The sequence below is a fragment of the Dyella sp. PARNA 12/25 genome (assembly GCF_055702865.1).
The window spans coordinates 238,091-250,543 of record NZ_JBVQCI010000004.1 but is presented as its reverse complement, the minus strand read 5'-3'; the positions used below and the strand labels follow the sequence as shown (position 1 = coordinate 250,543).

Below are 12,453 nucleotides of genomic sequence, written 5' to 3'. Positions count from 1 at the left end.
GTCACAATGCGTCCTCCCAGCGCCGCGACAGGCGCATGGCGGCCTGGATCAGGCCCACCATCGAATAGGTCTGCGGGAAGTTGCCCCAGTGCTCCCCGGTGGCTGGCGCGATGTCTTCGGAGAGCAGGCCGAGGTGGTTACGTTGGGCCAGCATGTGCTCGAACATCGCACGCGCTTCCTCCTTGCGCTGCATGCCGGCCAGGGCTTCGATGTACCAGAACGTGCAGATGTTGAAGCTGGTTTCCGGAGCACCGAAATCGTCGGGCGCCACATAGCGGAACAGATAGTCGCCACGCTTCAGCGCGGCCCCGATGGCGTCCACGGTGGCGGCGAAGCGAGGGTCGGAGGCGTCGATGAAGCCGATGTCGGCGAGCAGCAGCAGGCTCGCGTCGAGGTGTTCGCCGTCGTAGGTGTCGACGTAGGTACCGAGCTTTTCGTTCCATGCGCGGGCATCGATACGCCCGTGCAGTGCAATCGCCTCGTCGTGCCAGTAGCGGGCCCGATCGTCCAGGCCGAGCTCGGTGGCGATATGGGCGAGGCGATCGCACGCGGCCCAGCACATCGCGGCGGAATAGGTGTGCACGGCGGCGCGTCCTCGGTATTCCCAAAGGCCGGCGTCCGGTTGTTCTGCCATGCGCAGCGCCATCTCGCCCATGCGCTCTAGCCGCCGAAACGTGAGCTCGTCGCCCGGATGTTCCAGGCGGCGATCGAAGAAGAATTGGGCAGAGGCCAGCACCACCGAGCCATAGACATCGTTCTGTCGCTGGCGCCAGGCATCGTTGCCCACGCGCACGGGGCCCATGCCGCGGTAGCCGGCAAGGCTGTCCATTTGCGTTTCAGTGAGCTCGTGCTCGAAGGTGATGCCGAACACCGGACCAATTTCGCGTTCGCCATCCGCTGCCACCAGGTTGAACACGTAGCGGATGTATTCCTCCATGCTGCGCGTGGCGCCAAGACGATTGAGCGCGCGCACGGTGAAGGCTGCATCACGCAGCCAGCAATAGCGGTAATCCCAGTTGCGCGAACTTTGCGGCGCTTCGGGGATGGAGGTGGTCAGCGCCGCCACGATGGCGCCGGTGGACTCGTACTGGCACAGCTTGAGCGTGATGGCGGAACGGATCACCGCCTCCTGCCACTCGTACGGCACATAAAGGTTGCGCACCCATTCGCGCCAGTACTCCAGCGTGCGTTCCAGCGTGTGGTGGATGAAATCGGCAGGGCTGTCGGCCAGTGTTTCGTCCGGCCCAAACACGAAATGCGCCGGTCGTTTCAGGATGAAGGGCAAGCCGCGCTCGATCATCGGCACCGCCACATCGCTGGTCAGCCGCTGCACGACACCATCGAGCAAAAAGCGTATGTGGTTGCTGCCCGAAGTGGTCTGCGGTTGTTCACTGCCATAGTTGCGCAGTGGCCGCAGCAACACGCGAATGCGGGGTGAGCCGCCCAGTGGTCGCACGCGGCGGGCAATCAGTACGGGATGGTAGAAGCGTCCGTGGGCCCGGAATCGCGGTATGTAGTCGACCAGCTCGACACCTTCGCCATGCGCATCGTAGAGCCGGGTGACCAGCACGGCCGTGTTCGGCAGGTAGTGTTGTTCGGCGCGCTCGAAGTCTTCGAGCTGGATCGTCCACTCGCCACCGTCGCGCTGTGGCGACAGCAGTGCACAAAACGTTGCGTCGCCATCGAAGCGAGGCAGGCAGCACCAGACGATGCGGCCACGTTGATCAATCAAGGCAGCAATGCTGCCGTTTCCAATGACGCCAAGTGCAAGATTGCACTGTGAGCTAGGCGTTTCCTCCTGAGGAGTGGGCATGTGAGAGGGCTCCATGCTTGAGCGCGTGCAGCACGCGGTAAAGCCAGGCGCGCGCAGCAGCGGGCTCCGGCAGCGAATAGTGGGCGGCGCTGGGTTCGCGACTACCGACGCGCACGCTCAAGCCGCTTTCCAGGTTTACCGTGGAGAAACCGTGCTCATCCGTAAGATCGTCACCGACATAGACCGGCACGCGGCCATGGAACGGCGTGCGTTCCAGCAGGCTCGCCACCGCCCGGCCCTTGTCCATGCCTTCAGGTTTCAGCTCCACCACCATGTTGCCGACCTGCATCTCGTAACCGGCTAACGATGGCAGAATGGCCTCCACGCGCTTGCGCAACGTCTCGCATTGCTTCGGCGACGTGCGGCAGTGCAGGGCCACCGCCATGCCCTTGTCTTCCAACAGCACACCGGGCAGGCCGGCAGCGATGTCAGCGGCGATGTCGCGTACCAGTGAGCGACGCGCGGTGCCGATGTGCACGCCGCGATAACGTCCATCGGCGTCGCGCAGTTCCAGCCCGTGCAGACCGGCCATGGCCCAGGGCGGATGGCCGAACAGGTCGTCGAGATCGTCCAGGCTGCGACCGCTCACCAGTGCGAGTGCGCCATCAAGCGAGCCATAGAGGTCTTCTATCAGCTCGCGCAGCCGCGATTCCACACACACGTGGTCGGGCCTGTCGGCGAAATCCAGCAGCGTCCCGTCCACGTCGAGAAACATGGCCCAATGGTCGTCTGCGCCCGGCAAGGGCGGAGCCGGTAAGGTCAGTGGCGCGGACATGGCGGCGGGGGAGAGTGGGGCAGGCACGAAACCGAGCCTAGCAAGTCGAATGTGAAGGCAAGCTATGGACAAGATGGTGTTGGCTGAAGACCTGATTTACACCTCGCGTTGACGGCGCTTGAATCATCTAGGGGCGAGCCACATCTCACGGTGCAGTGGCGGCGTGGCCGCCAAATCCTATTGATTGAGGGGAGATGCCCATGCGGATGGATAAACTCACGTCGCGCTTCCAGCAAGCGCTCGCCGACGCGCAATCGATCGCGGTCGGACGCGACAACAACATGCTTGAACCTGTGCACGTCATGGCGGCACTGCTGGAGCAGCAAGGTGGTTCCACCGCACCGTTGCTGACCCAGGCGCAGGTCAATGTGCCCGCGCTGCGTCAGCGGGTGAACGAACAACTGGAGCGCTTGCCGCGCGTGAGCGGGCAGGAAGGCAACGTGCACGTCGGCAACGAGCTGACGCGCCTGCTCAATCTCACCGACAAGCTTGCACAGCAGCGTGGCGATCAGTTCATCGCGAGCGAACTATTCGTGCTGGCGGCGTTGGACGACAAGGGTGAGCTGGGCGCCATGCTGAAAACAGCCGGCGCCACCAAGGCCAATGTCGAAGCGGCCATCGATAAGCTGCGCGGCGGCGAGAAGGTGCAGAGCGAGAATGCTGAAGAACAGCGCCAGGCCTTGGAAAAGTATTGTATCGACCTTACGGCGCGGGCAGAGAGCGGCAAGCTAGATCCTGTGATTGGCCGTGACGAAGAAATTCGTCGCACCATTCAGGTCCTGCAGCGTCGCACCAAGAACAACCCGGTACTCATTGGCGAACCCGGCGTCGGCAAGACCGCCATCGTTGAGGGCTTGGCCCAGCGCATCGTCAAGGGCGAAGTGCCCGAAGGCTTGCGTGATCGCCGGGTGCTCGCTTTGGACATGGGCGCGCTGATTGCGGGCGCCAAGTTCCGCGGTGAATTCGAGGAACGCCTCAAGGCGGTGCTCAATGATCTCGCCAAGAACGAGGGCCAGATCATCCTGTTCATCGACGAGCTGCACACCATGGTCGGCGCCGGCAAGGCCGACGGCGCCATGGACGCAGGCAACATGCTCAAGCCTGCCTTGGCGCGCGGCGAACTGCATTGCATCGGGGCGACCACACTCGATGAGTACCGCAAGTACATCGAAAAAGATGCCGCGCTGGAGCGCCGCTTCCAGAAGGTTTACGTGGGTGAGCCCAGCGTAGAGGACACCATCGCGATCCTGCGTGGCCTTAAGGAGCGCTACGCCGTGCATCACGGTGTGGAAATCACCGACCCGGCCATCGTTGCCGCCGCCACGTTGTCCAACCGCTACATCCCTGACCGCCAGCTGCCGGACAAGGCCATCGACCTGATGGACGAAGCCGCGTCGCGCATCCGCATGGAAATCGATTCCAAGCCGGAAGAGCTGGATCGCCTTGAGCGCCGCCTGATTCAGTTGAAGATCCAGCGCGAGATGCTCAAGAAGGAAACCGACGACGCGTCGAAGAAGCGTCTTGCCGATCTCGATGCGGATATCCAGAAGCTGGAGCGCGAATTCTCCGACCTCAACGAGATCTGGAAATCCGAAAAGGCGGCGCTGCAGGGTGCCACCAAGGTGAAGGAGCAGATCGAAGCGGCCCGTGTAGAACTGGAAGCGGCTCAGCGTCATCAGGACTACGCGAAGATGAGCGAGATCCAGTACGGCAAGCTGCCGGAACTGGAAAAACAGCTTGCCGCCGCGCAGGCCGCTGAAAAGCAGGAATTCAAGCTGGTGCAGGATCGCGTCACCGAGGAAGAAATCGCCGAGGTGGTCTCGCGCTGGACCGGTATTCCGGTCAACAAGATGCTGGAAGGCGAGCGCGACAAGTTGCTGCATATGGAAGAAGCGCTGCACAAGCGCGTGGTGGGCCAGGACGAAGCGGTGCGTGCGGTATCCGATGCGATCCGTCGCGCGCGCGCCGGCCTGTCTGATCCCAATCGTCCCAATGGCTCGTTTCTGTTCCTGGGTCCCACCGGTGTCGGCAAAACCGAGCTATGCAAGGCGCTGGCCGAATTCATGTTCGACACGCAGGACGCGATGGTGCGTATCGACATGAGCGAGTTCATGGAGAAGCACTCCGTGAGCCGTCTGATCGGCGCGCCTCCGGGGTACGTGGGTTACGAGGAAGGCGGTTACCTCACGGAGGCCGTGCGTCGCCGCCCGTACAGCGTGATTCTGCTGGACGAGGTGGAGAAGGCACATCCGGATGTGTTCAACATTTTGCTGCAGGTACTCGATGACGGTCGCCTCACCGACGGGCAAGGTCGCACGGTGGACTTCCGCAACACCGTCATCGTGATGACCTCCAACCTCGGCTCGCAGATGATCCAGGAGCACTCGGGCGACAGCGAAGCCGACTACATGCAGATGAAGGCGGCAGTGCTTGGCGTGGTGCAGGCGCACTTCCGTCCGGAGTTCATCAATCGTCTGGATGAGTTAGTGGTGTTCCGCCCGCTGGAGAAGAAGCAGATCCGTAAGATCGCGCTGATCCAGCTCACCTATCTGGAGAAGCGTCTGGCGGAGCGTCAGTTGCGCTTGGAGATCAGTGAGAAGGCGCTGGATCTGCTGGGCAATGTGGGCTTTGATCCGGTGTACGGCGCGCGTCCGCTGAAGCGGGCCATTCAGCAGCAGCTGGAGAACCCGTTGGCGAGGGAAATTCTGGAAGGCAAGTTCACTGCCGGGCAGACCATTGTGGTGGATGCGGCGCAAGGGCATCTCACATTTCACAAGCAGTGATGTCTTTGTAGTGAGGTTTGGTTAGCTGGGAGAGGCGCTCGTTCTGCTTTGGTGGGGCGGGCGCTTACTTTTTTTTGGGGGGGGGACGCAAGTCGTTTGCGCCCTCTCCCTATGGAGACGGCCACGGGCACAAGCTCGCCGGAAAGCCTCTGTAGGAGCGCACTTGTGCGCGACCGCAACGTTGGGTGCCCGTTTGATGGCGCTGGCTTGCGCAAAACAACCCGTGTGGTCACAGCGAAGCGCCGCAGTCGCGCACAAGTGCGCTCCTACATGGTGGCGGTTGCCCTGGATTTGTCTGATGCCCTGTGACGGGTGCCTTCTCCCCGCAAACTGACCCCCGTCAAACCTTCCCATTTCCCGTCTGTTACCATTCGCCTCGCCTGAGGTGACCGCCGGCTTGTGCCGGTGGTTGAAACGGGAATCCGGTGCGGCGCGTCTGCGCTTATTCCGGAGCTGCCCCCGCAACGGTAGGCGAGCTGCGATCCTCTGATCGCCGGAACCACATCAAGCCACTGTGCCCTGTGCATGGGAAGGCGTTGTTCCGCAGGACATGACGTCCTGGTTCGCGAGCCCGGAGACCGGCCTTGAGGTACGACCAGACTGGCGGTGGGCCACGTCATGGATGTCGTGCCTCGTGCGCGGCCGCCACGTCTCCTTCCGCCTGTCCTTTATCCCATGCGTTCCGCGCGGGCAGGCGCGGTTGAGGAGCAGTATTTTGGCCATTCGAATTTCCATGATCCGTCGTACCGTTCTGGCGACGGCGCTTTTCGCTGTTATTACTCCGGCGTTTGCCGACAGCACCACCGATCTCGATAGTGTGGTGGTGACGGCCACGCGTACTGAGCAGACCCAAAGCCAGACGCTGTCGGCGGTGACGGTGATCGACCGTGCTGATATTGAGCGCTTGCAGCCGGCGTCCCTGGCCGATCTGTTGCGTGGCACGCCAGGCATGTCGATTGCCAACAACGGCGGCCCGGGCAAGGCCACCAGCGCCTTCCTGCGCGGCACCGAATCCGACCACGTACTGGTGATGATCGACGGCATCAAGGTCGGCTCGGCCACGCTTGGCCAGGCGTCGTTGCAGAACATTCCGGTGGAGCAGATCGAGCGTATCGAAATCGTGCGCGGTCCGTTCTCCAGCCTTTATGGCTCAGAGGCCATTGGTGGCGTCATCCAGATCTTCACGCGTCGCCCGCAGGGTGCTTTTGTGCCGTCCTTCAGCCTGGGCGTGGGCAGCTATCGCGATCTGAACGGCTCGGCGGGTCTCGCCGGGCAAAGTGGTAACGGCTGGTATTCGCTGGAGGTCTCGCATGACCAGACGCACGGCATCAATGCGTGCCGCATTGGGGCTGCGGAAGTGGGGGCGGCGTGTTTTGCCGACCAGCCGGACAAGGATGGTTATCGCAATACAGCTGCGACGTTGCAGGGCGGCTATCGCTTCGGCGAGCAGTGGGATGCCGACCTGCGCATGTTTCGCAGCGAGGGCCATAACTGGTACGACGGTACCTACACCGACTCCGACCAAAGCGCGACGCAAGTAGTGGGCGGTCGCGTGCACTATCGCCCGACCAAGGATGTGACCCTCACGCTCAGCCTCGGCACCAGCGGCGACTTCAGCAAGAACTACTACCAAGACGTCTATGTCAGCCGTTTTGACACGCATCGCGACATCGGCTCGTTGCAGGCAGACATAGGTCTTTGGGGTGGTTTGCTGAGCACGGGCTTCGACTGGCAGCGCGATCGCGTCGACAGCACGACCCAGTACGTGAATGCCGATACCGGGGTACCGGTCGACAGCCGCATCAATCGCGGTGTGTTCGCGCAGTGGCAGGAGACCTTTGGCAGCCAGTCGGTGCAGGCCAGCGTGCGTCATGACGACAACAGCCAGTTCGGCGGCAAGACCACCGGCAGCCTGCTGTGGGGCTGGGACTTTACCCAGACGCTGCGTCTCACCGCCAGTTACGGCACCGCGTTCAAGGCGCCGACCTTCAATGAGCTGTACTACCCGTACTACGGCAATCCGGATCTGAAGCCGGAGCGCTCGAAGAACTTTGAGCTTGGCCTGCGCGGCAGCTACGGCTGGGGCTACTGGTCGCTCAATGCGTTCCAGAACAAGGTTACCGACCTCATCACCTACGACGCATCGACGCACGCGCCGGGCAACGTCGAAGACGCTCGTATTCGTGGTGCGGAAGGTGTGGTCAGCGGTCACTTCGCCGGCTGGCTGGTGACTACCACTGCAACGTGGCTCGACCCGCGCGACCAGTCGGACGTCTATCACGGCAACTTGTTGCCGCGCCGTGCACGCGAGACGGCGAACGTGGATGTCGACCGCACCTTCGGTGATTTCAGCATCGGTGGCACTTGGTTCGTCTCGGGTCGTCGCTATGACGACCTTGCCAATCGCCACCCACTCGGCGGCTATGCCATTACCAATTTGCGCGTTGCTTATGCCCTGTCGCGTGATTTCAAGTTGCAGCTGGCGCTCAACAATGCATTTGCGAAGAACTACGAGACGGCTTGGTTCTACAACCAGCCGGGTCGTAACTACATGTTGACCCTTCGTTATCAGCCAGCGCAGTAATGCGTGATGCCGGGCCCTGCATGGGGCCCGGTGCCTTTCCCTGCTGGATCAATCAGGAGTCGTTTCATGAAAGCACTGTCCGGTTCTCGTTTCACAGCGCTCTGGCTCGTCCTCGTTGCCGTGATGATGGCCACGCGCTTCAAGCATTTCGGCGACATGCTGCATTTGCCTGACGCTTCGATGGCGGTGTTCTTTCTTGGTGGCCTATGGCTGCGTCGTCACTGGGCCTTTGTGGCGATGGTGCTGCTTGCCGTGGCGTTGGACTGGGTATCCATCCGCTATGCGGGCGTGAGCGACTTCTGCGTCACCCTGGCGTACTCATTCCTGCCGCTGGCGTATGCGGTGTTGTGGTACGCCGGTCGCTGGTATGCGTCGCGCATGCAGCAGAATGCGATGTCGCTGGCAAGTGCATTCGGCATCGCATTGGTTGCTTCGGTGGTGTCGTTTGCGATCTCCAACGGCTCGTTCTACTGGCTGGGTGGGCGTTATGCGCAGCCGCACATGACGGAGTATCTCGCTCGGCTGTGGCAGTGGGGGCCGTTGTTTGTGCGGACCACCATGGCCTACGTTGCCGTGGCGCTGGCCGCGCAAGTGCTGTGTGTTCGCGCCGCGTCGCTGTCGGTGGCGGCGGGTCATAAGGGAGTCTGAGCATGAGTGATCTGACCGAGCGACCGGCGCTGAGCCCGGAAGAACGCCACCGCGAGCGCATGCAACGCAAGAAGGAGTTGGTGGACCGCAAGATCGCTCGCGCCACCATTGAGCGCGGCGTGCTGGTGGTCAACACGGGTAACGGCAAGGGCAAGAGTTCGTCAGGGTTCGGTATGCTGGCCCGTTCGATGGGGCATGGTTTCCATTGCGGGGTGGTGCAGTTCATCAAGGGCAGTTTTTCCACCGGTGAGGAGGCGTTCTTCCGTTGCTTCCCCGATGAGGTGGACTATCACGTGATGGGCGAGGGCTACACCTGGGAAACGCAGGACCGCGAGCGCGATATCCAGACTGCCCAAGGCGCGTGGAAGGTGGCGGCCGGCATGCTTGCAGATGCACGCTATGACTTCGTGCTGCTGGATGAGCTCAACATCGCGCTGGTGAAGGGCTACATTGATGTGTCCCAAGTGTGCGAGGCGCTACGTGCACGGCCACCTGCGCAACATGTGGTGATTACCGGGCGCGGTGCACCGGATGCGTTAGTGGAACTGGCCGATACGGTCACCGAGATGCGTGTGGTGAAGCACGCATTCCAGGCAGGGATTCGCGCCCAGAAAGGCATTGAGCTCTAGGCGGAGAAGCATATGTCGACAACCGCGCAGTGTCCGGCGCTACTCATTTCGGCACCTGCCTCGGGGCAGGGCAAGACGTCGGTAACGGCTGCATTGGCGCGTTGGCACACGCGTGCTGGCAAGCGCGTACGAGTATTCAAGACGGGGCCGGATTTTCTTGACCCGATGGTGCTCGAGCGTGCCAGCGGTGCCCCGGTCTATCAGCTCGACCTGTGGATGAACGGCGAGGCGGATGTGCGTGCCCGCTTGCACCAGGCTGCTCGAGAGGCGGACCTGATACTAGTCGAGGGTGTGATGGGCTTGTTCGATGGTGGCTCGTCCAGCGCGGATCTTGCGCAGCGATTCGGCATGCCTGTGCTGGCGGTCATCGATGGCTCGGCGATGGCGCAGACCTTTGGTGCGCTCGCACTTGGCCTGGCCCGTTACCGGGAAGGCGTGACGGTCTATGGCGTTGCAGCCAATCGCGTGGGCAGCGCGTATCACGCGCAATTGTTGGCGGAAAGTCTGCCTGCCGATCTGCACTGGCTGGGCGCATTGCCGCGCGATGCCTCGCTGGCCTTGCCGGAACGTCACCTCGGCCTGGTCGCGGCGGGCGAGCTGACGGATATCGATGCACGCTTGGACGCGCTCGCTGATGCCTGGGCCACGCACGCGTCGGCGGCGTTGCCGCCTGCAGTGACGTTTCCTGCGGCGACAGTTGCATCGGTGCCGGCGCGCCTACGTGATCGCCGCATCGCCGTCGCGCGCGATGCAGCGTTCTGCTTCCTGTACCCGGCCAACCTGGACGTATTGCGAGACGCCGGCGCGGAGCTTCGTTTCTTTTCGCCCTTGGCGGGCGATGCATTGCCCGATTGCGACGCCGTATGGCTGCCGGGTGGCTACCCGGAGCTGCATGCCGCGACGCTTTCCGCCAATCATGCGTTGCGCACGGCGCTGCACCGCCATGTAGATGCGGGTCGGCCGCTGGTCGCCGAATGCGGCGGCATGCTGTACGCGCTCGATGCGCTGACCGATCGCGAAGGCGTGAGCCATCGCATGGCAGGCCTGTTGCGTGGCGAAGCCGCCATGCAAACTCGCCTCGGCGGACTCGGCATGCAATCCGTTGAATTGCCCGAGGGCGAATTGCGCGGGCATACGTTTCACTATGCGCACGCCACCATCGACGAAGCGCCGCTGGTCATGGCCGTCAATCCCGATGGCGGCCCCAGCCGGGAAGGTGTCTATGGTCGACGGCGCATGACGGCGAGTTTCATGCATTACTACTTTCCCTCCCATCCCGAAGCGGCGATCGCGCTGTTCCTGCCATGAGTACGGCCATGGCCATGGCGTTGGCGATGTTGCTCGACGCTTGGCTCGGTGAGCCGAAGCGACATCATCCGCTGGTGATGTTCGGGCGTCTTGCCGGTGCGATTGAGTCACGCCTTTACGCAGACCGGCGCCATGCCGGCGTCTGGTCCTGGTGTCTCGCGGTGTTGCCGGTGATCGGCGTGACGTGGCTTGCCTGCGCCATGCTGGGCAAGACGGCGGCGTGGCTCGCATTCCCTTTCCAGGCCGTGATGCTCTATCTCACCATCGGCTTGCGTAGCCTGGGCGAACACGCCTTGCCGGTAGCTCATGCACTGGCGGCAGGCGATCTGCCAGCGGCGCGAGATGCGGTGGGTCGCATGGTCAGCCGTGATACGCATGAGTTGGATGCGCAGCACGTCGCCGCCGCCACCACCGAGTCCGTACTGGAGAACGGAAACGACGCGGTGTTCGGTGCATTGTTCTGGTTCGCTGTGTTAGGTGCGCCAGGTGCGGTGTTGTATCGACTGGCCAATACGCTCGATGCCATGTGGGGTTATCGCACGGCGCGCTACGAACGGTTCGGCTGGGCCGCCGCACGCATCGACGACGCGTTGAACTTCGTGCCCGCGCGCCTTACCGCGGTGAGCTATACCCTGTTCGGCGATGCGACGCGGGCGTGGCGTTGCTGGCGCACGCAGGCACCGCAGTGGGACAGCCCCAACGCAGGCCCGGTGATGGCGGCAGGCGCGGGCGCGTTGGGCGTCTGTCTGGGTGGCGCAGCTCCCTATGACGGTGTGTGGGAGCGACGTCCGTCGTTGGGTGAAGGCGAGCCACCGAACGCCTCGACCATACTGCGTGCCCTGCGCCTGGTGCGGCGTAGCGTGGTGGCCTGGCTGCTGGTGGTGCTGTGGCTGGGCGCACTCCGGGTGGGAGGTCATCATGCTTGAGCATGGCGGGCGGTTGCTTCGGGCAGCTCGCGAGTACGGCATAGCGCATGCGCATTGGCTGGACCTGTCTACCGGCGTCAGCCCTTTCGCCTGGCCGGTACCGCCCCTGCCGCCAACCGCCTGGATGCGTTTGCCGGATGACGATGATGGTTTGGTGGATGTCGCATGCCGTTACTACGGCGCGCCTTGCATGCTTGCAGTCGCGGGTTCCCAGGCGGCGATCCAGGCGCTGCCGCTGTTGCGACCCCTTTCTCGTGTGGGGGTGATTGCGCCCGGTTATGCCGAGCATGCGCATGCATGGCGTCGCGCGGGGCATGAGGTGACCTGCGCACCCGCGTCCGTACTGCTGACGCAGCTGAAACGCTTCGATGTGATCGTGCTGATTCACCCCAACAACCCCGGCGGTGACTACTTCGATCACGGGATGCTGCTCGACGCGCTCGCGCAGCTGTCCAGTCACGGTGGTTGGCTGGTGGTGGACGAGGCCTTCATGGACGCCACGCCCGAAGAAAGCCTGTGTGCGGAGACAGGGCGAGAGGGACTGATCGTGCTGCGCTCCACCGGCAAGTTCTTTGGCCTGGCCGGCGCACGGGCTGGATTCGTCGCCGCGGAAGCCGGTTTGCTCGACGCATTGCGCGAACAACTAGGACCGTGGACCTTAAGCGGGCCAACGCGCCATGTGCTGTCGCAAGCGCTGGCCGATGATCAGTGGCATGTGCACGCGCGTGGATTGTTGCATGCGTGCAGCGCTCGCCTGGCACATACGCTGACCCTGCACGGGCTTACGCCAACCGCTGGCTGCGCGTTCTTTCACTGGTGGCGCGATGATCGCGCCGAAGCAGTGCACCGCGCGCTTGCCCGGCAGGGCATCCTTACCCGCCTGTTCGACGCGCCGCACAGCCTCCGTTTTGGCTTGCCCGGCGACGAGGCGGGATTCCATCGGCTCGATGAGGCGTTGCGGCGTCTCGCTCTATAGGAGGTGACCCC

9 protein-coding genes and 1 riboswitch are annotated in these 12,453 nt (G+C 63.0%); of the genes, 7 read left to right on the top strand and 2 right to left on the bottom strand.

Annotated elements, in window-relative coordinates; all coding sequences use genetic code 11:
• Window position 1: 1 nt before the first annotated feature.
• On the bottom strand, window positions 2–1,813 hold the full coding sequence (locus AC0GUR_RS11400; protein WP_472877594.1) for a glycoside hydrolase family 15 protein: 1,812 nt from the start codon (window positions 1,811–1,813) through the stop codon (window positions 2–4).
• A complete protein-coding gene (otsB, locus tag AC0GUR_RS11395) occupies window positions 1,785–2,615 on the bottom strand; it encodes a trehalose-phosphatase (protein ID WP_472877593.1) in 831 nt (276 codons plus the stop codon). The genes AC0GUR_RS11400 and otsB overlap by 29 nt, the downstream gene beginning before the upstream one ends.
• Window positions 2,616–2,788: 173 nt before the next feature.
• Between otsB and clpB the strand changes: the two genes are divergently transcribed.
• The 7 genes from clpB (at window position 2,789) to cobD (ending at window position 12,442) form a co-directional block, all read left to right on the top strand.
• On the top strand, window positions 2,789–5,371 hold the full coding sequence (clpB, locus tag AC0GUR_RS11390) for an ATP-dependent chaperone ClpB (protein WP_472877592.1): 2,583 nt from the start codon (window positions 2,789–2,791) through the stop codon (window positions 5,369–5,371).
• Window positions 5,372–5,737: 366 nt separating this feature from the next.
• Window positions 5,738–5,972, top strand: a riboswitch (cobalamin riboswitch).
• A 132-nt stretch (window positions 5,973–6,104) separates the two neighbouring features.
• Window positions 6,105–7,955 (top strand): TonB-dependent vitamin B12 receptor, encoded by a 1,851-nt coding sequence (gene btuB / locus AC0GUR_RS11385; RefSeq protein ID WP_472877591.1) that lies wholly within the window; start codon window positions 6,105–6,107, stop codon window positions 7,953–7,955.
• A gap of 66 nt (window positions 7,956–8,021) precedes the next feature.
• Window positions 8,022–8,603, top strand: a complete 582-nt coding sequence (locus tag AC0GUR_RS11380; protein WP_472877590.1) for a hypothetical protein — start codon at window positions 8,022–8,024, stop codon at window positions 8,601–8,603.
• A gap of 2 nt (window positions 8,604–8,605) precedes the next feature.
• Complete coding sequence (cobO, locus tag AC0GUR_RS11375) at window positions 8,606–9,232, top strand: cob(I)yrinic acid a,c-diamide adenosyltransferase (RefSeq protein WP_472877589.1); 627 nt, start codon at window positions 8,606–8,608, stop codon at window positions 9,230–9,232.
• Between the two features lie 12 nt (window positions 9,233–9,244).
• Window positions 9,245–10,540, top strand: a complete 1,296-nt coding sequence (locus AC0GUR_RS11370; RefSeq protein WP_472877588.1) for a cobyrinate a,c-diamide synthase — start codon at window positions 9,245–9,247, stop codon at window positions 10,538–10,540.
• Window positions 10,537–11,466: an adenosylcobinamide-phosphate synthase CbiB gene (gene cbiB, locus AC0GUR_RS11365; RefSeq protein ID WP_472877587.1), complete on the top strand. Its 930-nt coding sequence runs from the start codon at window positions 10,537–10,539 to the stop codon at window positions 11,464–11,466. The genes AC0GUR_RS11370 and cbiB overlap by 4 nt, the downstream gene beginning before the upstream one ends.
• Window positions 11,459–12,442 (top strand): threonine-phosphate decarboxylase CobD, encoded by a 984-nt coding sequence (cobD, locus tag AC0GUR_RS11360; protein WP_472877586.1) that lies wholly within the window; start codon window positions 11,459–11,461, stop codon window positions 12,440–12,442. The genes cbiB and cobD overlap by 8 nt, the downstream gene beginning before the upstream one ends.
• Window positions 12,443–12,453 lie beyond the last annotated feature (11 nt).